Genomic DNA, 21,424 nt, shown 5'->3' with positions numbered 1-21,424 from the left:
GGTGCGCGCGAGCCCATCGCCTATCCTCGCCGGCATGCCGGACGTGCGCGATGGGACGGCCCGTCGGGTGCGTGCCCGTCCCGACGAGGCGCAGGGCGCGCTCCGGTGAGCCGGCGCGCGCAGGCGGGAGCAGGCGCCGCCCTCTCGCGTGCGCTCGCCGCGGCCGTGCGCGGCGAGGTCTGCTTCGACGCCGCCACCCGCGCGGTCTTCGCCACCGACTCCTCGAACTACCGCCAGGTGCCTCTCGGCGTCGTCTTCCCCCGCGACGTGGCCGACGTCGTCGAGGCGGTCGCGCTGTGCCGGGAGTTCGGCGTCCCCGTCCTCGCCCGCGGGGCGGGCACGAGCCTCGCGGGCCAGGCGTGCAACGTCGCGGTCGTCCTCGACCTGAGCCGGCACATGAACCGCATCCTCGAGCTCGACCCCGACCGCCGTATCGCCGTCGTCGAGCCCGGCGTCGTCCTCGACGACCTGCGCGCGGCCGCCGCCCCGCACGGCCTCACCTTCGGTCCCGACCCGGCGACGCACGCCTGGTGCACGATCGGCGGGATGATCGGGAACAACTCGTGCGGCACGCACGCCCTGTACGCGGGCAAGACCGTCGACAACGTCGAGCGCCTCCGTGTCCTCACCTACGGCGGCACGCTCCTCGACGTCGGGTCGCTCACGTCGGCACAGCTCGACGAGCTGGCCAGCGCGCCGGGCGAGACCGGCCGCATCTACGGCACGCTGCGCTCGATCGCCGCCGACTACGGCGACCTCGTGCGCGCCCGCTACCCGGACATCCCGCGCCGCGTGTCCGGCTACAACCTCGACGAGCTCCTGCCCGAGCGCGGGCCGCACGTCGCGCGGGCCCTCGTCGGCTCCGAGTCGACCCTCGTCGTCGTGCTCGGCGCGACGCTGCGCCTCGTCGCGAGCCCGCGCCTGCGCCGCCTCGTCGTGCTCGGCTTCCCCGACGTCTACGAGGCGGCGGACGCCGTGCCGCACCTCCTTCGGCACCAGCTGCTCGGGCTGGAGGGCCTCGACGAGATCCTCGTGCGCCAGATGCGGGCGCTGCGCCTCAACCTCGCCGAGCTCGAGCTGCTGCCCGAGGGGCGAGGCTGGCTGCTCGCCGAGGTCGGCGCCGACGACCCCGACGAGGCCGACGGCCGCCTCGCCGACCTGCTCGCCGACCTCCCCGAGGGCGCGGTCGCCACCGCCTACCGCGACGCCGGCGAGCAGGCCGCGGTCTGGCGCGTCCGGGACTCGGCGCTCGCCGCCGCGGCTCACCCCCCGGGGGCGCCGCCGAACCACGAGGGCTGGGAGGACGCCGCGGTGGCGCCCGAGCGGCTCGGCGCCTACCTGCGCGGGATCCGCGCCCTGTGGGAGGAGTTCGGCTACACCGGGATGTGGTACGGGCACTTCGGTCAGGGCTGCGCCCACACCCGCAACGACTTCGACTTCCGCTCGCCCGAGGGCCGGGCGCGCTTTCGCGCCTACGTCGAGCGCGCCGCGGACCTCTGCGTCGAGCTCGGCGGCTCGCTGTCGGGCGAGCACGGGGACGGCCAGGCCCGCGGCGAGCTGCTCGGGAAGATGTTCGGACCCGAGCTCCTCGTCGCCTTCCGCCGCCTCAAGGCGGCCTTCGACCCCGACGGCCGCATGAACCCGGGCAAGCTCGTCGACGCCAACCCCCTCGACGCCGACCTGCGCTACGGCGCCTCCTACCGAGCGGCGCGGCTGCGCCCGACGCACTTCGCCTTCGCCAGCGACGGCGGCAGCCTCCAGCTCGCGGTGGAGCGCTGCGTGGGCGTCGGGCGCTGCCGGCGCGACGACGTCGGCGTGATGTGCCCCTCGTACCGCGCCACCCGTGACGAGCTCCACTCGACGAGAGGGCGCGCCAAGCTGCTCGCCGAACTCTTCCAGGGGGAGGTCACCCCGGAGACGTGGCGCAACGAGGACGTGCGCGCGGCGCTCGAGCTGTGCCTGTCGTGCAAGGGCTGCGCCGTCGACTGCCCGACGCACGTCGACATGGCGGCCTACAAGGCGGAGTTCCTCTCCCACTACTACGCCGGCCGGCTGCGCCCGCGCGCCGCGTACGCGCTCGGCCTCGTCCCCTTCCTCGCCCGGGCGGCGACGCGCGCCCCCCGGGCGGCCAACGCCCTCCTCGCCGACCCCTTCCCCGGCCGCGCGCTGCGCCGCCTCGCCGGACTGTCGGCGCAGCGCCCCGTGCCTGCCTTCGCCCGGACGAGCTTCCGTCGCTCGCCGGCGGCGCGCGCCGCGGCGCGCGCTGCCTCGCCGACGGTCGTGCTGTGGCCCGACACCTTCTCCGACGCCTACCTCCCGGCGCGCGCCCAGGCGGCGCTCGAGCTCCTCGAGGCGGCAGGCGAGCGGGTCGCGCTGCCACGCCGCTGGGCCTGCTGCGCCCGGCCGCTCTACGACGTCGGCATGCTCGGCCTGGCACGCCGCATGCTCGGCCAGGTCCTCGACGTGCTCGACGGGCACCTCGCCGCCTCGCTGCCCGTCGTCGTCGTCGAGCCGAGCTGTCTCGCCGCGTTCAAGGACGAGCTCGTGCAGCTCCTGCCCGACGACGAGCGGGCCGCGCGCCTCGCGGCGAGCGCCCGCACCCTCGCCGAGCACCTCGAAGCCATCGGCTGGTCGCCGGACGCGCCGGTCGGCGGCGGCCGAGTCGTCGTCCACCCCCACTGCCACCAGCGCGCCGCGGTCGGGATGGAGGCCGAGCGGCGCCTGCTCGCTCGGGCCGGCTTCTCGGTCGAGGTCCTCGACGCGGGGTGCTGCGGCCTCGCCGGGTCGTTCGGCTTCCGGGCCGAGCACGACGGCCTCTCTCGCGAGATCGCGGCCGCCAAGTTCCTCCCCGCCCTCCGCTCGCTCGGGGAGGACGAGCACCTCGTCATCGACGGCTTCTCCTGCCGCACGCAGGCGGCGCAGCTCGCGGCGTCGCCGGGGACGAGCCTCGCCGAGCTCCTCCTGCCCCTCGCCCGCCCTCCGCGCGTGTCGGCTCGCTGAGCGCTGCGCCGGTCGGGGGGCGAGACACCTCGGCCGTAGCGTCGCGCGGGTGCAGGACGTCTCGTCGTGGCTGGGCGTTCGGCGCGCCCGAGGCGGCGCTCGACGCGGGCCGGGCGCCTAGGTGCCGGGCGTGCGCGACCGGACGCAGCACCGCTGCAGCGCCTGCGGCGGGAGCTTCGCCCGCTGGTCCGGGCGGTGCCCGCAGTGCGCGAGCTGGGGGACGCTCGTCCTCGAGCACGCCGGCCGTCGCCGCGCGGTCGGTCTCGCGGCGCAGGCGGTGCCGATCGAGGCGATCCCGTGCGGCGCCGGCGAGCCGTACGCGACCGGCCTCGGCGAGCTCGACCGGGCGCTCGGCGGCGGCCTCGTGCCCGGCTCGGTGAGCCTGCTGAGCGGCGAGCCGGGGATCGGCAAGTCGACGCTGCTCCTGCAGGGCGCTGCGGCGCTCGCCGCCCAGGGGCGGCGCTGCCTCATCGTCTCCGCGGAGGAGTCTGCCGAGCAGGTGCGTCGCAGGGCGGCGCGCCTCGGGGCGGTGGTCGCCGGCCTCCACCTGCTCGAGACCACCTCGCTCGCCGCGGCGCTCGAGGTCGCCGAGGAGCTGCGCCCCGACCTCCTCGTCGTCGACTCGATCCAGACCGTCGCCGATCCCGCCGCGGCGGCGGGTGCCGGGAGCGTGGCGCAGGTGCGCGAGTGCGCGGCGCGCCTCGCGGCCCACGCGAAGGCGTCGGGCACCGCGACCATCCTCGTCGGCCACGTGACGAAGGACGGCGCCCTCGCGGGGCCGCGCGCGCTCGAGCACCTCGTCGACACCGTCCTGCGCTTCGAGGGGGACCGCCACCACGCCCTCCGGGTGCTCCACGTCCTCAAGCACCGCTTCGGCCCGGCGGGCGAGGTCGGCGTGTTCGAGCTCACGGGGGCCGGCCTCGAGGGCGTGGCGGACCCGAGCGCGCACCTGCTCGCCGACCGCCTCCCGTCGGTGCCGGGCAGCGTCGTCGTCCCGGTGCTCGAGGGGCACCGGCCGCTGCTCGTCGAGCTGCAGGCGCTCGTCACCCCGAGCCAGCTCGCGCTCCCCCGGCGCGTCGCGGGAGGTCTGCCGGGGGGGCGCCTCGCCCTCGTGCTCGCCGTGCTCGAGCAGCGCGCCGGCGTGGCGCTGTCGGGTGCGGACGTGTTCACGTCGGTCGTCGGCGGCCTGCGCGTCGCCGAGCCGGCGGTCGACCTCGCCCTCGCCCTCGCGCTCGCCTCGGCCGCCGCGGGCGCGGTCCTCGGCGGCGACCTCGTCGCCTTCGGGGAGGTCGGCCTCGGCGGCGAGCTGCGGCAGGTCACCCACGTGCAGCGCCGCCTCGCCGAGGCGGCGCGCCGCGGCTTCTGCCGGGCCGTCGTGCCGGCGTCGACGCCCGCGCCGTGCGGGGCGATCGAGCTCGTGCGTGCCGCCACGCTCGCCGAGGCGATCGCCGCGGCGGGCTGCGCCCCGGCGCCTGGGTAGGCTGGGCGGGTGGACCGCCCGGACGGCGCGCTGCGCGAGCTGCTCGCCCAGGTGGTGCCTGGGTCGAAGATGCGCGAGGGGCTCGAGCGCATCCTCGCCGCGAGGATGGGGGCGCTCATCGTCCTCGGCGACGGGCCGGAGGTGCTCGCCGTGTCCTCGGGCGGCTTCCACATCGACGCCGAGCTCAGCCCCCAGCGGCTCTCGGAGCTCGCCAAGATGGACGGCGCCATCATCCTCGACCGCCGTGGCACGCGCATCGCCTGGGCCAACGTCCACCTCGTGCCCGACCCCTCGACGCCGACGAGCGAGACCGGGACGCGCCATCGCACCGCCGAGCGCGTCGCGCGGGCGCTCGACGTGCCGGTGATCGCGGTGTCCGAGGAGATGGGCACGATCACCCTCTACCGGCGCGACGCCCGGCGCCAGCTGCAGCCGCCCGAGCTCCTCATCGCCCGCTCGAGCCACCTCCTGCGCACCCTCGAGCGCTTCAAGGCCCGCCTCGACGAGGAGCGCGCCACGCTCGGGCGCTGCGAGGTCGAGGACGTCGTCACCGTCGGCGAGGTGGCGGGCGTGCTCCAGCAGATGGAGATGGTGCTGCGCGTCGCGGGGGAGATCGGCGACCTGCTCGAGGAGCTCGGCCCGCACGGCCGCCTGGTGCAGATCCAGCTCGACGAGCTCGCGACCGGGGTGTACGGCGAGCGGCGCCTGCTCCTCGAGGACTACCTCCCGTCCAGTGGCCCGAGCGTCGACGAGGTGCTGGAGCGCCTCGCCGACATGGGGACCGACGACCTCGCCTCGCTCGAGCGGGTCGCCGCCGTCCTCGCGCCGCCGGGTGCCCCCGTGGCGCTGGACGCCCCGGTCTCCCCGCGGGGGCTGCGCTTCCTGCACCGCCTGCCCCAGCTCTCGAGCGACGAGGTGCGCGGCCTCGTCGGGCGCTTCGGCGACCTCCACGGCCTCGTGCGCGCCCCGGTCGGGGACCTCGCCGTGGCGGCGGGGATGAGCGAGGATCGGGCGCGCGCGGTGAAGAGCGGCATCGCCCGCCTCACCGAGACGAGCATCCTCGACCACCTCGCCTAGCGCAGGTGGCGAGGGGGCGCTCGCCGAGGCGGTACACTGGAGCGGCTGCGCCGGCACTCCTCGTTGCTCGGCGCGCCGCCTGGGCGGTGCCTGCTTCCCGCCCGTAGTCGAAGGAGCCGCGCAGTGTTCGACGTTGGCGACAAGGTCGTCTACCCCCACCACGGCGCCGCGGTGGTCGAGCGGCGGGAGGTGCGCGAGGCGTTCGGCGAGAAGCGCGAGTACCTCGTCCTGCGCCTCGCCTACGGGGACCTCACGTTGATGGTGCCGGCCGACAACACCGACGAGGTCGGCCTGCGGGAGGTGATCAACGACGAGGAGGTCGAGGAGGTGTTCGCCGTCCTCCGCAAGAAGGAGGCGCGGATGCCGACGAACTGGTCCCGGCGCTACAAGAACCACGTCGAGAAGCTGAAGTCGGGGGACATCTACCAGGTCGCCGAGGTCGTGCGGAACCTCTCGATTCGCGACAAGGACAAGGGGCTGTCGGCCGGGGAGAAGCGGATGCTGAACCGCGCCCGTCAGATCCTCGTGTCCGAGCTCACCTTCGCCATCGGCGTGAGCGAGGCGGAGGCCGAGGAGCGGCTGAACGCCGCCCTGCCCTAGCGGCCCGTCCGTGCCGGGCGGCGTCTGGGCGATCGTCGTCGCCGCCGGCTCCGGCCGGCGCTTCGGGCGCCCGAAGCAGTTCTCCTCGCTCAAGGGGCGAGCCGTGCTCGAGTGGGCGGTCGAGGCGGCTCGAAGCGTCGCTGACGAGGTCGTCCTCGTGCTGCCGCCCGAGGCGCTCGGCGAGCCGGCCCGCCACGCGGGCTGCCGCCTCGTCGTCCCCGGCGGCGCCACGCGTGCCGCGAGCGTCCGCGCCGGCCTCGCCCTCGTGCCCGCCGAGGCCGAGGTGGTCGTCGTGCACGACGCGGCGCGCCCCCTCGCCTCGCCGTCGCTGTTCCGTGCCGTCGTCGCCGCGGTGCGCGCCGGGGCCGACGGCGCCGTCCCGGGCCTCGCCCTCGCCGACACGGTGAAGCGGGTGCGCGGGGGCGAGGTGGTCGAGACGCTCGCACGCGACGAGCTCGTCGCCGTGCAGACCCCCCAGGCCTTCGCCGCGGCGGTCCTGCGGCTCGCGCACGCCGGCGGGGGCGAGGGCACGGACGACGCCTGCCTCGTCGAGGGCGTGGGCGGACGCGTCGTCGTCGTGCCCGGCGAGGCACGCAACCTGAAGCTCACCGAGGCGGGCGACCTCGAGCGCGCCGCCGCCCTCGCTGGCTGCGGCGGCGTGCCGTGAGCGAGCAGCGGATCGGCCTGGGGGTCGACCTCCACCGCTTCCTCGCCGAGGGCGAGGCCCCCCGCCCGCTCGTCCTCGGCGGCGTCTGCTTCGCCGAGGAGCGCGGCCTCTCGGGGCACAGCGACGCCGACGCCCTCGCCCACGCGCTCGCCGACGCGCTGCTCGGCGCTGCCGGCCTCGGCGACATCGGGAGTCACTTCCCCGACACCGACGAGGCCTGGCGGGGCGCCGACAGCCTCCAGCTCCTCGGCGCCTGCGCCCGCCTCCTGGGACGCGACGGCTGGCGCCTCGTGAACGCCGACTGCACGGTCGTCGCCGAGGCGCCGCGCCTCGCCCCGGCGCGCGCCGAGATGGCGGCGCGGCTGTCGGCTGCGGCGGGGGGGCCCGTCCACGTGAAGGCGACGCGCGCCGAGCGCCTCGGCAGCCTCGGCCGGCTCGAGGGCCTCGCCTGCCTCGCCGTCGCCCTCCTCGAGCGGTGACGCCCCGGGCGCGCCGACGGGGTTCGCCGGACGCGCCCGGGCGGCTCGGCGGCGAGCAGGTCGAGGGGCTGCAGGCGGTGCGCGAGCTGCTCGTCGCCGGCCGGCGGCCGGTGCACGAGGTCCTCGTCGCGGCGGGACGCGACGGGGCGGGGCCGGTCCGGGAGCTGCTCGCCCTGGCGGGCGCGGCCGGCGTCCCGGTGCGGCGCGTCGGCGCGCCCGAGCTCGCGCGCCGAGCCCGCTCCGAGGCGCACCAGGGGGTCGTGGCCCTCGCCGCCCCCCTCGTGCCGGCGCCGCTCGCCGACCTCGCGGCGCCCGGCGAGCGTGGCGACCCGCCCTTCCTCGTCGTGCTCGACTCGGTCACCGACCCGGGGAACCTCGGTGCCGTCCTGCGCAGCGCCCTGTGCGCCGGGGCGACCGGCGCCGTCCTCGCCCGTCGGCGGGGTGCCCACGTCACGCCGAGCGCGGCGAAGGCCGCCGCGGGAGCCGTCGAGCACCTGCCGATCGCCCTCGTGGCGGGGATCCCCGCCGCGCTTCGCGCGCTGCGGGCGGCCGGGGTGTGGGTCGTCGGGCTCGACGCGTCGGGGGACCGCTCGCTCTGGGACGTCGAGGTGCTCGCCGAGCCGCTCGCCGTCGTGCTCGGCGCCGAGGGCCGCGGCCTCGCCCCTCTCACGCGGGCCCGCTGCGACCTCCTCGTCCGCATCCCCCTCGCGGGGCCGATCCCCTCGCTGAACGTCGCCGCCGCTGCGGCGATCGCCTGCTTCGAGGCGGCCCGCCGCCGGGGCGGCGCACGCGGCGACGGCCCGCACGCCGAGGCGGCGGGCCGTCGCGCGGATCCCCCCCGATCCCTGCCGCGCCCTTCGCGCGGCGTCCGATCTGTCTAGCGCATCGGCGCCATAGGCGCCAGCGATCGCGCCGCGCCCCTGGCCGGCGCGCTAGGAGCGCTGCTCGATCGGGACGTAGGGTCGCTCGGGGCTCCCGTTGTAGATCTGGCGCGGCCGGGCGAGCTTCGTGTTCTTGTCGAGCATCTCGACCCAGTGGGCGAGCCACCCGGACGTGCGGGGAATGGCGAAGAGCACGGGGAACATCTCGACGGGGAAGCCCATCGCCTGGTAGATGAGGCCGGAGTAGAAGTCCACGTTCGGGTAGAGCTTGCGCGAGGTGAAGTACTCGTCGGCGAGCGCCGCCTCCTCGAGCTTGAGGGCGATGTCGAGGAGGGGGTTCTTGCCGGTGACCTCGAAGACCTCGTAGGCGATGCGACGGATGATCTTCGCCCGCGGGTCGTAGTTCTTGTAGACGCGATGCCCGAAGCCCTGCAGGCGACCCTTGCCCTCCTTCACCGCCTGGATGAAGGCCGGCACGTTGTCGATCGAGGCGATGCTCGTGAGCATGCGCAGCACGGCCTCGTTCGCCCCGCCGTGGCGCGGCCCGTAGAGGGCGGCGGTCGCCGCGGCGCACGACGAGTACGGGTCGGCGTGCGAGGAGCCGACGACGCGCATCGTCGTCGTCGAGCAGTTCTGCTCGTGGTCGGCGTGCAGGATGAACAGGACGTCGATGGCCCGTGCCAGCACCGGGTTGGCCTCGAAGCGCGGCTCGGCGACCTTCCACATCATCGACAGGAAGTTCTCGGCGAACCCGAGCGAGTTGTCCGGGTAGACGAAGGGCATGCCGACGCTGAAGCGGTGGGTGGCTGCCGCGAGGGTCGGCATCTTCGCGATGAGCCGGACGATCTGCTTGTGGCGCGACTCGGGGTCGAAGATGTTCTTCGCCTCGGGGTAGAAGGTGGAGAGCGCGGCGACCGCCGAGACGAGCATGCCCATCGGGTGCGCGTCGTAGTGGAAGCCCTCGAGGAAGCGCTTGCGCACGTTCTCGTGGATGAAGGTGTGGTAGGTGATCTCGCGCACCCAGGCGTCGTACTGCTCGCGCGTCGGCAGGTCCCCGTTGAGGAGGAGGTAGGCGACCTCGAGGTAGGTCGAGCGCTCCGCGAGCTGCTCGATCGGGTAGCCGCGGTAGCGGAGGATGCCCGCGTCGCCGTCGATGAAGGTGATCGCGCTCTCGCACTCGGCCGTGGCCGAGAAGCCCGGGTCGTAGAACCAGATCCCCGGCAGGAGCTTCGAGAACTCAGCCGCCGAGACGCCGCCGTCGACGATCGGCACCTCGATGGACTGGCCGGTCCGGTTGTCCGTGATGGTGATGCTCTCAGCCACGACTGCGCCTTCCCCTGGGGCGGGGTCCCCGACACTCGATGCCCCGACGGGACGATCCTAGAAGGCGGTCCCGCCCCAGTCCCAACCGGGGGCCCCGCTGCAGGCGCCCGGCGAGGGCGCGCTCGGGCTAGGCGCTGAGGTGCTCGAGCTCGACGCCGCGGGGGCCGACGGCGAGTGTCACGCCCACCCCGTCGCAGCGGATCGTGAGCGTGTAGTGCCCCGCCGTGCGCATGCCGGCGGCGACCGCCTCGAGGCGCCTGCCGACGAGTGCGCCGAGCGCCTCGTTGAGCTCCTCGAGGCGCTCGGCGAGGGCGCGGCCCACCGGGGTGCGCCGGAGCACTCCGGTGAGCACCCGCTCGCCCTCGGCGAGGTGGAGCCGGCGGGCCCGGCCGCCCGCGAGCGACGCCTCGAGCAGCTCGCCGAGCGCCGCGCCGAGGGCCGCGGGCACCTCGCCCCGGCGCGCCGCCTCGGCGATGCGCGCCGCCTCGCTCCGGCGCGGCTCGGGGAGGACGCGCGCGGCCGCCTCGGCCTCGACCGTCACGAGCTCTGCCTCCTCCTCGTCGAGGAGCAGGGGGCCACCGGTCGGCGCGCCCGACCCGCCCGGGGCCCTCGCGGGCTCCCCGCCGCCGGACCCCTCAGTGCCGGTCACCGATGATGGCGCTCGCCTCGTGCTCGAAGCCGCCGGTCTCGATGGGGCAGTGGATCCCGCACTCCTTCGGGGCGTTCTCCTCCCACCACCAGCGCCCGGCGCGCTCGTCCTCGCCGGGACGGATCGGGCGGGTGCAGGGAGCGCAGCCGATGCTCGTGTAGCCCTCGGCGTAGAGGGGGTGCACGGGCGCCCCGCTCGCGGCGAGGTAGGCCCAGACCTCCTCCTTCGTCCAGTCGGCGAGGGGGTTGAGCTTCACGATCCCGAGGTGGTCGTGGTCGAGCTCGACCTTGCGGATCGCCGCGCGCGAGGCCCACTGGTCGCGCCGCAGCCCGGTGATCCAGCAGTCGAGGTGCTCGAGCGCCCGGACGAGCGGGCGGACCTTGCGAACCTCGCAGCAGCGCAGCCGCAGGGGCACCGACCGGTAGAAGAGGTCCTCGCCGTGCTCGGCGACGAGGGCCGCGACCTCGGCCTCGTCGGGTCGGTGCACCTCGAAGCGCGCCGAGGGGTAGCGGGCGCGCACCTCGTCCATCACCCGATAGCTCGCCTCGGGCAGCATGCCGGTGTCGACCGTGAGGACGCGCACGTCCGGGCGGATCGCGGCCGCCATGTCGAGGATCGCCATGCCCTCGGCCTGCAGCGCCGTCACGACGGCGACCCGCTCGGGCGCGAAGGTCTCGAGCGCCCAGGCGATCACCTCCTCGGGCTCGCAGGGGTCGAGCTCGATCGCGAGCTCGCCCACCTCGAGGTCGTCGAAGACGACCCGGTCGGTCGCCTCCTCGCTGGACGCGAGCGCGTGCATCGTCCCTCCTCGCTACCAGGCGCCGCCCGAGAGGGCTGGCAGGATCGTGAGCTCTTGGCCGGCGGCGAGCTTGGCGTCCATGCCGCCGAGGGCGCGGACGTCCTCCTCGCCGATGAAGAGGTTGATGGAGGCCGCCACCTCCCCGTCGGGGCCGAGGACCTGCGCGACGAGCGCCGGGTAGCGGGCCTTGAGCTCGGCGAGGACGGCACCGATCGTGGCGGGTTCGACGTCGACGACGTCGGCGCCGCCGGTCGCCTCGATGAGCATGCCGGGCACCCGGACCTGCGCCCGGGGCCGCGCCGTCTCGCCCGGCCGCTCGTCCTCGCCCGCGGCGCAGATGGTGCGGATCTCGTCGTCGTCGTGGCGCGCGAGGAACTCGGCGAAGTCGAGCGACCCCCCCGAGCGGTCGCGCTCGGCCAGCCAGGCGCCGACGAGGCGCGCCACGACCTCGGTCACCTCCTCCTCGGGGATGCGCCGGAGGACCGGCACGCCGATCGCGGCCCTCGTGCCCATCCCGCCGCGCAGGCGCAGGTTGTAGGCCTGGATCCGTCGGCCGGTGGCCGGGTCGGTCGCGGTGGTGCCCTGCAGGCCGACGTCGCCCATCCAGTGCTGTGCGCACGCGTGCGGGCAGCCGTCCATGTGGATGCGAAGCTCCTCGACCGCCCCCGCGCCGAAGCGCCGCTCGAGCTCGGCGAGCAGCTCGCGCAGCTTCCCCTTCGTCTCGGCCACCGAGTAGTTGCAGAACTGGTGGTCGGTGCAGGCCACCGAGCGGGCGTAGAGCTTGGAGCGGTTGGGCTCGAGGCCGATCGCCTCGAGCTCGCGAACGAGCCAGGGCACGCGCCCCTCGGGGACGTTCGCCACGATGAGGTTCTGCGCACGTGTGAAGCGGGCCTCGCCGCCGAAGGACCCGAGGAGGTCCCCGAGGGCGACGAGCTGGTCCCCGCGCACCCAGCCCATGGGCACCGGCACGCCGACGTAGGCGAGTCCCTCCTGGCGCTGGGGCCGGACGCCGAGGTGGTCGTCGTCGAAGGCCGCGGGCGGCGCCTCGCCGTCCTCGAGGCGGCGCCCGAGGCGCTCCTCGACGAGGGCGCGCACGCCGTCGGGGCCGTAGTCGTCGACCATGAACTTGATGCGCGCCTTCACGCGGCTGACGCGGTAGCGGAGGTTCGTCTGCCAGACGTCGGTGATCGCCCGCAGCACCTCGATGACGCCCTCGGTCGGCGCGGCCGGGACGAACACCTTGAGGTCGCGTGACAGGCGCGGGGTCGCCGAGAGGCCGCCGCCGACGCGCACCCCGAACCCGGGGCGGCCGTCTCGCAGCGTGCCGACGAGTGCGACGTCGTGGATCTCGGGGGCGTTGCACTGCGCGGGGCAGGCGCTGATCGTGTACTTGTGCTTGCGCGGCAGGTCCGAGTAGTCGCGGTTGCCGGAGAAGAAGCGCGCCACCTCGGCGACGAGCGGCGAGACGTCGAAGAGCTCGGCGCGGTCGATGCCGGCGACCGGGCAGCTCGTCACGTTCCGGACGGTGTCCCCCTCGCCACCGGCGGTCGTGAGCCCTGCCGCCTCGATGGCTCCGAGGACCTCCGGCAGCTGGTCGAGGCGTACCCAGTGGAGCTGGATGCCCTGGCGGGTGGTGAGCTCGCCGTAGTTGCGGCCGTAGTCGCGAGACAGGCGTCCGAGCGCGTCGAGCTGGGACGGCAGGATGCGCCCACCGGGCACCTTGACGCGCACCATGAAGGTGCCGACCTTCGGCTTGTCGTGCATGAGGCCCCACCACGACAGGAAGACGATGTCCTCCTCGGGGATGGCCTCGTAGCCTCGGGCGATCATCTCGGGGAGCTCGTCGATGATGTCGAGGGGGAACTTCTCGCGCTTTCGGCGCTCGATGGCGTTGCGCTTGACGACGAGGTCCCAGGTCGGCTCGGGGCCCGGGCCGCTCGAGTGCCCACGGGCGCTGCCCGGCCGGCCGATGCCCCGCCGGCCGACGCCCCCGTCGCCAACGGGGACGCCCGTCGGGCGCGCCGTGTCGCCGAGCTGGCTGTTCGAATCCGTCGTGATCGTCATGGCGCTGCCCTTCCTGCTCGGACGGGTGCGATGGTAGCAATTGCTGAGTATCTGGATCAACTTTTATATATTTGTCGGTCGCCGGCGCGCCGGCGCTCGGTGGCGCCGATGCCGAGGTCGGGCGCCCTCGCCGAGGGGTCTTGGGAGGCGATGGCGCGACCTCCGCCCAGGTCGACGCCGATCAGGTCGGGAATCCGGGGAGGGTCGCGCCGTGGGCGAGCAGGCTCGGGCACGCTCGCGCGGCGAGGCGGTCGACGAGCCGGCACGGCGCGATCGGCCGCGCCTCGCGGCGCCGGACGCGGGTCGTCGCGTCGGGCGCGCCGGCGCGCTCGAGGCCATGCTCGCCCGGGCCAGGCCGGCGCGCCGGGGGTGCCGGCTCAGTGCGCCAGGTCGAACCGGTAGACGTTCGTGTCGCGCCGCTCGAAACCGAGCCGCTGGTAGAGGCGGTTCGCCGCCTCCCGGCTCGGCCGGGAGGTGAGGTCGACGCTCGTGGCGCCGCGCGCGGCGGCGAGGCGGAGGGCCTCGGTCACCAGGCGGGCGCCCACGCCCGTGCCGCGGGCTGCACCGTCGACGACGACGTCCTCGATGACCGCGCGCCGGCCCGTCGGGATGGCGTAGACGAGCAGGGTGAGCATGCCGACGATCTCGCCCTCGGCGCCGCCGCGGGCGAGCAGGAGGGTCGCCTCGCGCTGGGCGACGATCGCTTCGAGCTCGGCCCGCCCGGGCGGCGGGCTCGACGAGAGCTGGGGGAGCAGGCGGGCGACCGCCGCGACGTGCTCGCCGGTGACGGTCTCGACGGCCTCGATGACCACCTCCCCGCTCACCGGGCCGTGAGTGTAGCGGCGGGGGTGCCCGTCGCCCGCCTGCGGCCCGGCGAGCGCCGGTAGGATCGGGCCGGAGGAGGTGCGGTGAGGATCGAGCGGCTGGCGAGGTGGGCCGCAGCGCGCCGGGCGACGCGGTCGCCGCTGGTGCGCCTCGCAGCGCGCGACGTGCGCCGGCCCGTCATGGTCGTGGCGTTCAGCGGCTGGAACGATGCCGGCGAGGCCGCCTCGACGGCCGTCTCCTTCCTGTCGCGTTCGCTCGGCGCCGACCGCGTCGGCGAGATCGAGGCGGAGGAGTTCTTCGACTTCACCGTGCAGCGGCCGGAGGTCTTGCTCGGCCCCTCGGGCGAGCGGCGCATCGCCTGGCCGGCGACCGCGCTACGCCTCGCGCGCGGCGCCGCCGGCGGGCGCGACCTCCTCCTCCTCTCGGGGCCCGAGCCGCACCTGCGCTGGCGCGCCTACTGCGCGGCGATCCTCGAGCTCGTCCGCACCCTCGGCGTCGAGGCGGTCGTCACCCTCGGCGCTCACCTCGCCGAGGTCACCCACTCCCGCGCCGTCCCGGTCACGACCACCTCGAGCGACTCGCGCCTCGGGCGCGCCGGCGTGGCACCGGCGCGCTACGAGGGTCCGACGGGCATCGTCGGCGTGCTCGGCGCCGAGCTCGCTGCCGCCGGGGTCCCGTGCATCTCGGCGTGGGCGAGCGTCCCCTGCTACGGCCCCCCCGTCTCGGCGAAGGCGGCGCTCGCCCTCGTGCGCACGGCGAGCGAGCTCGTCGGCTGCGAGGTCGACGCGAGCGACCTCGAGGCCGAGGCGCGCGCCTACGAGCGGCGCATGGACGAGCTCGTGGCGAGGGACGAGAACCTCGCCGCCTACGTCGCCCGCATCGAGGAGATGGACGAGCTCGGCGCGGGCGACGCCTTCTCGCAGCGCCTCGCCGAGGAGATCGAGCGCTTCCTCGAGGGGCGCAGCTGAGGCTGCGCAGGGAGGCCGACGTCGCTCACGCGGTCGGCGCCCGCTCGGGGCGCCGCCAGGTGGGCGAGCGGGGACGGTCGAAGAGGACCTCGACGGGCTCGCCAGCGATCGCTGCGAAGGCGTGGTCGGCCCACGTGCCCGCCCCGGCGAGCGGCTCGGGCAGCGCGTCGCGGGCGAAGAAGCCCGCGTCGAGGCACTCGAGGGGGTGCGAGACGAGCTCGCCGCCGACGAGGCGGCAGTGGAACACGAGGGAGTAGATCGGGGAGCGGTTCTGCCCGATGCGCAGCCCGTCGAGCACCATGACGAGCCGCTCGGGCTCGACGGCGAGCCCGGTCTCCTCGGCCACCTCCTTCACCGCCACCTCGGCGGCCGAGTAGCCGACGTCCGCCCAGCCGGTGGGGTAGAGCCAGGCACCCGAGTCGGGGCGCCGCACGAGGAGGAGCTCGCCGGCGTCGTTGCCGACGAGCGCGCCCACCGAGACGCGCGGCGTCACGTAGCCAGCCATCCCGGGGGTCACGCCCCGCAGCCACTCGACGACGCGCTCGTCGCTGCGCACGTTCCCGTCGGCCGCGGCGAGGATGTCGCCCGCCACCCGCAGGACCTCCTCGAAGCGCTCGCGTTCGAAGACGCTCGCCGAGAAGGCGAGGCCGGTGCGAGCGATCGCGGCGAGCGTCTCGCCCCAGCGCAGCAGCTCGGGGTCGCCCGGGCGTCCCACGCCGCCAACCTACCGTCGGGGCGCGCCGGCTTGCCGCGACGCGCGCGCGACGATGGGCCATGGCCGTGCGCGAGGACTGCCGTCACTACGTGATGCAGACGACGCGAACCGGCGAGCGTCTTGAGCGCTGCCGTCTCGGCGCCAACGAGGCCGTGCCCTTCGCCTGCCCAGAGGGATGCGTGTTCTACGAGCCGCGCTCGACGTCGAGCGCGGGCTGGATCGTCGGCGACCGGCGCTGACCGGCCGGTGCGTCCTTCGGGCTCGGGCGCGGACCGGGACGGAGGTCGCGACGAGCGCGTGGAGCATGCCGGGCTCGACCTCGACGTCCGAACGTCGGACGGCCGCGGCGCTTCTCGCGTGCTGCGAGACGGAGATCATCGCTAGCACGAGCACCGACCGAAGGCCGAGGAGGGCTTGCCGCGGGCCGGGAGGCCGTGGTCGTTCGCTCTCGCTCGACGCACCGGCGCCCAGGCGACGCGACGGGAGGCACGCGAGGCGCTGACGGCACGCTGCGCGCCGTCGGGTGGGCCCTTCGGGTGCACGGCGAGGTCAGCCGGCTGCAACGGGGAGGGTCCGCTTCGTCCGCTCGGGGCGTGATGGGCGGGCAGTCGCTCGTGGCCCTGCCGATTCGTACGTCGATGTGACCTCCGGACGGCTCGGCTGCCGCCAGGGGGGCGTCGATGCCGCGTCGCTCGCCGTTCACCGTGGGACCGTCGGGCAGGAAGCGAGGAATCCTCGGGCAGTGGGGATCGTCGCGCACCGCTGTCGGCGGAGCGGGTCGCAGCAGGTCCCAACTCGGGGAGCGTGGCCCTCCTGCTTCACGGACCTGGCGCAGTCGGCGGAGCTGTCCATCGAGACCGCACCGAGCGGCGTCGAGCGCTCGGTCCCGAGCTCGGTGAAGAAGCGTTCGAGGGCCGCTCGCACCGGCCGCCTCCCCACACGATGCAGCGCCTCCGGCCCTGCGAGACCAGGGTCGAGAACCGGGCCTGCTCGCGCCAGGAGAGTTCGTCCACGCCGACACGGAAGAGGTGATCGAGCCGAGCTGGGTCGAGCCGCTCGCCCGTCACCCCGGTGATGGTCCGCCCGACGCTCGTCTCGTCCGCCGTGGTGGCAGGCAACCGGCCAGGCCCTCGACGTCCCGGGCGGAGCGGGCCTCGGCCCGGGCGAACAGGACCCCTCGGTTCGACGCCGTGGGTGGGCCAGCGCAGCCGGACGACGGGCGCTCGGACCTCCGGGCGCCAGATCCCGCGGTCGAGGTGCCGCCAGGTACGGCGTCGGCCGGGTGTCGTAGCGGGTGGCAGTCGCAGCGCAGGAGATGGCCAGACGAGGTGCCGACGGCGGAGGACGACGGTGACCACGGCCGCGGTGGACTCGACGGCCACCTCGCGAGCCCAGACCCCGGCGGGCGTGGAGGCGCGACCGTTCAACGGTGAGGCGCACGGGCGTCCGTCGATCGTTCGGCTCGCTGCGCAGCTCCGAGGAGACGGTCCCGTGCGCGGCACCCCACGATCGACCCTGGCCGTGCCCTGCGGCACGCTGTTCCGTCGGCCTGCAGGAGAGCCTCGAGCAGCCGGCGGGTCGAGGTCGAGGTGGAGCGCCTGGCGGCCGGGCCGAGGACGAAGCGCCGTGACGCCGACGTGGAGCCGGCCGCCCCTCCGTCCTCCAGCAAGAGCTGCCAGTCGTGGTTCCGGGTCCTTGCTCGCGGGACCCTCACCGGTACCCACCGTCATGCCGGGAGACGCAGATCTTCAAGGCGCTCGACGTCGCCGAGCCACCGCTCGTGCGCGAGATCGACTCTGCTTCGAGGCCCCGCGGTGGAGCCGAGCGGCCCGCCTCGGCACTGCACGTCGCCGCCCCCCATCGCGTCGCACCTGGTGAACGGCCTGGTCGGGCCACCGCATGCCCCGGGCACGGTCGAACTCGGGCCACGGCGGTGCCCGCGGTGGCGTTTCCGCGGCGACGGATCGGTGCCGTAGTGTCGTCGGCGTGCATCGTGCGTACCGCTTCAGAGACGACGTGTGGAAGGACCGAGTGCCGGCTCGACGTCCCGCGCGAGAGGACGAGCGCGTCGAGCGATACCTACGTTCCGGCAGCTTGGCGCCGGAGGCTCCTGAACGGGCGGTCCTCACGATGCAGCGGATGGTTGGCAACCGGGCCATCGCGTTGGCAATGGCTGGTCGAACCACGCCGACCGTCCAGCGGCTGAGCATTAGCGGCGTGCTGGACCGCATCTTCGGGTCGCAGAACAAGGCAGAGGACGTTATCGACGAATTTGCGAACAATCGGACAGCGTGGAAGCACTTCAGGCAGTACTGTACGAAGGAATACTCCACCGAAAATTTGGACTTCTACGACAGGTACCAACGCGCGAAGGCACGCGGCGGAGGCGCTGACACCCGTGAGCTCCATGCACTGGTGGAATCTGGGGACCTCAACTTGCCGGGATCGACACTGAAGAAGTTCAGAGCTGAGGCGCAGCAAGCGATGACGCAGTCAGGTGAGGTACCTCTCTCTGCCTTCGACGCTGTCTTCACGCAGATCAAAGTAAATCTGAGCGATAGCTTCGCACGGTTTAAGACTGACCCGTCATTCGAGAAAGCCCAGCGCGCGATAACGCGACAGAAGTTGTGGCGGGGTCGAGTCGGCCGGCTCTTCGGAGAGAAGCAGAGCCAAGGTCTCGGATCCGGCGCACAGCAAGTTGATGCCAACAACCAACGCAAGAAGGACGACGAAACGGACGAGTAGGAGCATCGTTGCCCCTGCCGTCGTGTCAGCGCGGGCTCAGCCGATGGCAGTCACCTTCGAAGGCCTCCTCGGGCCACGATGACGTGACGCAGCTCGCAGTGGCGGCGGTATCCGTCGCCACGCCCCCTGTCTGTCAGGCTCGCGCACTGCTTCGCCCCAACGGCGCCGACCACCCGAGCCACGACGAGCAGAACTCGATGATTCGCCGCTCCATCGCGTGACGCAACCGCAACAAGGACAACGAAGCGCGTCGTACCACTCGAGTGGGCGCAGCGAGTTCCCGACGCGGTCCTAGCCCTCGACCACGTCGCCGAGCAGCTCGACCTCGACACCGGTCTCGGCGAGCCAGCGGGTGGCTGCCTCGACGGCTGCTGCGCGCCCGGCGAGCTCGCAGACCACCCAGCCTGAGTGCTCCTCGACGCTCGCGCGCCGGATGTTCGGCTCCACGTCGTGCTCGCGTGCCAGCCGGGCGATGATCGGCTCGGTGACGAGGCGGTCCGGGAAGACGAGCCGAACGCGCACCGCGACTCGGTCGTTCACCGTGCCCTCGCTCGAGCCGCCTCGAGCGCGGCGCGCGTGAGGCTCCCCGATCGGAACCCCTCGAGGTCGAGCGCGACGAAGCGGTAGCCGGCGGCGCGCACGCCGGCGACGATCTCCTCGCGAAGCTCGAGAGCGCGTTCGAGCTCGCTGGGACCGAGCTCGAGGCGGGCGCACTCGCCGTGGTGGCGCACCCGCAGCTCCGAGAACCCGAGGCGACGCAGCGCCGACTCGGCGCGCCCCACGGCCTCGAGCACGCCCAGGGTGACGGGGGTGCCGTGCGGTACGCGCGAGGCGAGGCAGGCTGCCGCCGGCTTGTCCCACGTGCGCAGCGAGAGCCGGCGTGACAGCTCGCGCACGGCCGCCTTCGAGAGCCCCGCCTCGACGAGGGGGAAGACAGCGCCGCGCTCCGCCGCGGCGCGCTGGCCAGGCCGGTGCTCCGCGAGGTCGTCGAGGTTCACGCCGAGGGCGACGCGCGCGCCCTCGGCCTTCGCGAGCGGCCCGAGGACGTCGAGGAGCTCGCGCTTGCAGTGGTAGCAGCGGTCGAGGCCGTTGGCCACGTAGGCGGGGTTGTCGAGCTCGTCGGTCTCGACGAGGACGTGGCGCAGCCCCCACTCGGCTGCGAGCTCGAGGACCTCGGCCCGCTCCTCTGCGGCGAGCGAGGGGGAGTCCGCCGTGGCGCACAGGACGGCCTCGCGCCCGAGCGTGGTGCTCGCCACGTAGGCGAGGAGCGACGAGTCGGCCCCACCCGAGAAGGCGACGACGAGGCGCCCGTACCGCCGGAGCACGGCGGCGAGGCGCTCGAGGTCCTCCGGCACGTCGGCCTCGCGGGCTCGGGCCGTGTCCACGGCCGGTCAGCCCAGCCCGAGGAGGTGCAGCACCTCGGACGGCGTGCCTACCGTACCCGTGACGAACGGGCCGAACTCCGCGAAGCGGGCGGAGGCCTCGTCGTAGCGCATCGCGTAGACGCAGGCCTTGAGGTCGTCGTGGGTGCGAGCGAAGAGCGTCACCCCCCACTCGAAGTCGTCCAGCCCGGTCGAACCGGTCACGAGCTGCAGGACCCTCCCGTGGAAGCGCCGCCCCACGGCACCGTGGCCGCGCATCAGCTCGAGGCGCTCCTCGAAGCCCAGCCGGTACCAGTTGTCGGCGCCGAGGCGCCGCTTGGACATCGGGTAGAAGCAGAAGGCCGGCATGCCCTCGGGTGGCAGCACCGGGCGCAGACGAGCCTGCTTCGTGGCCTCGGGCAGGCCCGCGGCGTACTCGGAGACCTCGGTGAGCGAGACGTACGAGGAGGCCACCTCGCAGCCGGCGCGCTCGAGGCCGCTCTGGAGCAGCCGGAGGCGCTCGAAGGACGGACCGAGCGCCATCACGCCGAGCGAGCCCTTGTGCCCGAGGCACGCGACGGTGACCACCTGGTGGCCGCTCGCCTCGCAGCCCTTCAGGACGTCCTCGATCGCGCTCGCGTCGCTCGTCTCGTGGTGCACCCGGCAGAAGAGGTGGAGGACCGCCCAGCCCGGCTGCTCGGGTGCCTGCGGGACCGCGTCGGCTCCCATCGCTTCGGAGTCTAGGTGACCTCGTCCCCGGCGCGAGCAGGGGGCGCCCAGAGGCGCCCCCTGCCGTGCGGTCCCGGCCTCGGCCGGCCTAGAAGTCCTCCATCCCGCCGCCGCCCGGCGTCGGCGTGGCGGGCTTCTCCTCCGGCTTGTCGACGACGACCGCCTCGGTGGTGAGGAAGAGGCCCGCGATCGACGCCGCGTTCTGCAGCGCGGAGCGCGTGACCTTGGCCGCGTCGATGACGCCGGCGTCGAAGAGGTTCTCGTACTCGCCCGTCGCCGCGTTCAGCCCCTCGGCGGGGTTCGAGAGGTGGCGCACCTTGTCGACGACGACACCGCCCTCGAGCCCTGCGTTCACGGCGATCTGCTTCAGCGGCTCCTCGACCGCCCTCGCCACGATGCGGGCGCCGGTGGCCTCGTCGCCCTCCAGCTTCTCGGCGAGGTCGAGGATCGCCTGCTGCGAGCGCAGCAGCGCCACGCCGCCACCCGGGACGACGCCCTCCTCGATGGCCGCCTTCGTCGTCGACACCGCGTCCTCGATGCGGTGCTTCTTCTCCTTCAGCTCGACCTCGGTCGCCGCGCCGACCTTGATGACGGCGACGCCGCCCGAGAGCTTCGCCAGGCGCTCCTGGAGCTTCTCCCGGTCGTAGTCCGAGTCGGTGTTCTCGATCTCGGTCTTGATCTGGTTGATCCGCCCCTTGATCTCCTCCTCGCTGCCGGCGCCCTCGACGATCGTCGTCTCGTCCTTCGTGATGACGACCTTGCGGGCCCGGCCGAGCAGGTCGAGCGTGACGTTCTCGAGCTTGAGGCCGACGTCCTCGGAGATGACCTGGCCGCCCGTGAGGATTGCCATGTCCTGGAGCATGGCCTTGCGGCGCTCGCCGAAGCCGGGAGCCTTGACGGCGACGCTCTTGAAGGTGCCGCGGATCTTGTTGACGACGAGGGTGGCGAGGGCCTCGCCCTCGACGTCCTCGGCCACGATGACCAGGGCCTTGCCCGACTGCATGACCTTCTCGAGGAGGGGCAGCAGGTCACGGACGGCGGTGATCTTGGAGCCGACGAACA

General features: G+C 74.3%; 21 protein-coding genes. 10 read left to right on the top strand and 11 right to left on the bottom strand.

Annotated features, from left to right (window positions below):
* Positions 1 to 105: 105 nt before the first annotated feature.
* From VKV23_03940 to rlmB, 7 genes are all read left to right on the top strand, one after another.
* Entirely contained in the window at positions 106 to 3,000 is a 2,895-nt protein-coding gene (locus VKV23_03940) for an FAD-binding and (Fe-S)-binding domain-containing protein (GenBank protein ID HLI15191.1), read from the top strand.
* A 130-nt stretch (positions 3,001 to 3,130) separates the two neighbouring features.
* Positions 3,131 to 4,480, top strand: a complete 1,350-nt coding sequence (gene radA / locus VKV23_03935) for a DNA repair protein RadA (GenBank protein ID HLI15190.1) — start codon at positions 3,131 to 3,133, stop codon at positions 4,478 to 4,480.
* A gap of 9 nt (positions 4,481 to 4,489) precedes the next feature.
* A complete protein-coding gene (gene disA, locus VKV23_03930) occupies positions 4,490 to 5,557 on the top strand; it encodes a DNA integrity scanning diadenylate cyclase DisA (GenBank protein HLI15189.1) in 1,068 nt (355 codons plus the stop codon).
* A gap of 123 nt (positions 5,558 to 5,680) precedes the next feature.
* Positions 5,681 to 6,157 carry a CarD family transcriptional regulator gene (locus VKV23_03925; protein ID HLI15188.1) on the top strand — a complete coding sequence of 159 codons (477 nt, stop codon included), beginning with the start codon at positions 5,681 to 5,683 and terminating at the stop codon, positions 6,155 to 6,157.
* Between the two features lie 10 nt (positions 6,158 to 6,167).
* On the top strand, positions 6,168 to 6,824 hold the full coding sequence (ispD, locus tag VKV23_03920) for a 2-C-methyl-D-erythritol 4-phosphate cytidylyltransferase (GenBank protein HLI15187.1): 657 nt from the start codon (positions 6,168 to 6,170) through the stop codon (positions 6,822 to 6,824).
* Positions 6,821 to 7,303 carry a 2-C-methyl-D-erythritol 2,4-cyclodiphosphate synthase gene (ispF, locus tag VKV23_03915; GenBank protein HLI15186.1) on the top strand — a complete coding sequence of 161 codons (483 nt, stop codon included), beginning with the start codon at positions 6,821 to 6,823 and terminating at the stop codon, positions 7,301 to 7,303. Before ispD ends, ispF begins: the two co-directional genes overlap by 4 nt.
* The gene (gene rlmB / locus VKV23_03910) at positions 7,300 to 8,184 is read left to right on the top strand and encodes a 23S rRNA (guanosine(2251)-2'-O)-methyltransferase RlmB (protein ID HLI15185.1); all 885 of its coding nucleotides are present in this window, start codon (positions 7,300 to 7,302) and stop codon (positions 8,182 to 8,184) included. Before ispF ends, rlmB begins: the two co-directional genes overlap by 4 nt.
* Positions 8,185 to 8,235: 51 nt before the next feature.
* Here rlmB and VKV23_03905 read toward each other — a convergent pair whose 3' ends face one another.
* From VKV23_03905 to VKV23_03880, 6 genes are all read right to left on the bottom strand, one after another.
* A complete protein-coding gene (locus VKV23_03905; protein HLI15184.1) occupies positions 8,236 to 9,507 on the bottom strand; it encodes a citrate synthase in 1,272 nt (423 codons plus the stop codon).
* A 127-nt stretch (positions 9,508 to 9,634) separates the two neighbouring features.
* Positions 9,635 to 10,156 (bottom strand): hypothetical protein, encoded by a 522-nt coding sequence (locus VKV23_03900; protein HLI15183.1) that lies wholly within the window; start codon positions 10,154 to 10,156, stop codon positions 9,635 to 9,637.
* Positions 10,143 to 10,955 carry a phosphoadenylyl-sulfate reductase gene (locus VKV23_03895; protein ID HLI15182.1) on the bottom strand — a complete coding sequence of 271 codons (813 nt, stop codon included), beginning with the start codon at positions 10,953 to 10,955 and terminating at the stop codon, positions 10,143 to 10,145. Before VKV23_03895 ends, VKV23_03900 begins: the two co-directional genes overlap by 14 nt.
* A gap of 12 nt (positions 10,956 to 10,967) precedes the next feature.
* A complete protein-coding gene (locus tag VKV23_03890; GenBank protein HLI15181.1) occupies positions 10,968 to 13,019 on the bottom strand; it encodes a MoaD/ThiS family protein in 2,052 nt (683 codons plus the stop codon).
* A 56-nt stretch (positions 13,020 to 13,075) separates the two neighbouring features.
* Positions 13,076 to 13,252 carry a hypothetical protein gene (locus VKV23_03885; protein ID HLI15180.1) on the bottom strand — a complete coding sequence of 59 codons (177 nt, stop codon included), beginning with the start codon at positions 13,250 to 13,252 and terminating at the stop codon, positions 13,076 to 13,078.
* A gap of 144 nt (positions 13,253 to 13,396) precedes the next feature.
* A complete protein-coding gene (locus VKV23_03880; GenBank protein ID HLI15179.1) occupies positions 13,397 to 13,843 on the bottom strand; it encodes a GNAT family N-acetyltransferase in 447 nt (148 codons plus the stop codon).
* 84 nt (positions 13,844 to 13,927) lie between these two features.
* Between VKV23_03880 and VKV23_03875 the strand changes: the two genes are divergently transcribed.
* A complete protein-coding gene (locus tag VKV23_03875) occupies positions 13,928 to 14,812 on the top strand; it encodes a PAC2 family protein (protein ID HLI15178.1) in 885 nt (294 codons plus the stop codon).
* A gap of 25 nt (positions 14,813 to 14,837) precedes the next feature.
* On the opposite strand, the gene VKV23_03870 is transcribed toward VKV23_03875, so the two are convergent.
* On the bottom strand, positions 14,838 to 15,527 hold the full coding sequence (locus VKV23_03870; GenBank protein ID HLI15177.1) for an NUDIX hydrolase N-terminal domain-containing protein: 690 nt from the start codon (positions 15,525 to 15,527) through the stop codon (positions 14,838 to 14,840).
* Positions 15,528 to 15,586: 59 nt separating this feature from the next.
* On the opposite strand from VKV23_03870, the gene VKV23_03865 reads away from it, so the two are divergent.
* Together VKV23_03865 and VKV23_03860 are read left to right on the top strand one after the other, a co-directional pair.
* Complete coding sequence (locus tag VKV23_03865) at positions 15,587 to 15,766, top strand: hypothetical protein (GenBank protein HLI15176.1); 180 nt, start codon at positions 15,587 to 15,589, stop codon at positions 15,764 to 15,766.
* Positions 15,767 to 17,513: 1,747 nt separating this feature from the next.
* A complete protein-coding gene (locus VKV23_03860) occupies positions 17,514 to 18,272 on the top strand; it encodes a hypothetical protein (protein ID HLI15175.1) in 759 nt (252 codons plus the stop codon).
* Positions 18,273 to 18,563: 291 nt separating this feature from the next.
* Here the strand turns inward: VKV23_03860 and VKV23_03855 are convergent, their stop codons facing one another.
* From VKV23_03855 to groEL, 4 genes are all read right to left on the bottom strand, one after another.
* Positions 18,564 to 18,812 (bottom strand): NIL domain-containing protein, encoded by a 249-nt coding sequence (locus tag VKV23_03855; protein HLI15174.1) that lies wholly within the window; start codon positions 18,810 to 18,812, stop codon positions 18,564 to 18,566.
* Positions 18,809 to 19,657 (bottom strand): ATP-dependent sacrificial sulfur transferase LarE, encoded by an 849-nt coding sequence (gene larE / locus VKV23_03850; GenBank protein ID HLI15173.1) that lies wholly within the window; start codon positions 19,655 to 19,657, stop codon positions 18,809 to 18,811. The genes VKV23_03855 and larE overlap by 4 nt, the downstream gene beginning before the upstream one ends.
* Positions 19,658 to 19,663: 6 nt before the next feature.
* Entirely contained in the window at positions 19,664 to 20,362 is a 699-nt protein-coding gene (locus tag VKV23_03845) for a chlorite dismutase family protein (GenBank protein ID HLI15172.1), read from the bottom strand.
* Positions 20,363 to 20,450: 88 nt separating this feature from the next.
* A partial coding sequence (groEL, locus tag VKV23_03840; GenBank protein HLI15171.1) for a chaperonin GroEL occupies positions 20,451 to 21,424 on the bottom strand: 974 nt, incomplete at its 5' end.

Source organism: Acidimicrobiales bacterium, from assembly GCA_035294085.1.
Lineage (GTDB): Bacteria > Actinomycetota > Acidimicrobiia > Acidimicrobiales > Bog-793 > DATGLP01.
Note: the sequence above shows the minus strand (reverse complement) of the source record. Positions and strands in the feature narration are given on the sequence as shown.

What these genes read in the sequence shown, in the direction of transcription:
- VKV23_03865 (HLI15176.1), top strand. Translation starts at nt 15,587, where the DNA reads ATGGCCGTGCGCGAGGACTGCCGTCACTACGTGATGCAGACGACGCGA.
- VKV23_03890 (HLI15181.1), bottom strand. Translation starts at nt 13,019, where the DNA reads ATGACGATCACGACGGATTCGAACAGCCAGCTCGGCGACACGGCGCGC.
- VKV23_03845 (HLI15172.1), bottom strand. Translation starts at nt 20,362, where the DNA reads ATGGGAGCCGACGCGGTCCCGCAGGCACCCGAGCAGCCGGGCTGGGCG.
- VKV23_03895 (HLI15182.1), bottom strand. Translation starts at nt 10,955, where the DNA reads ATGCACGCGCTCGCGTCCAGCGAGGAGGCGACCGACCGGGTCGTCTTC.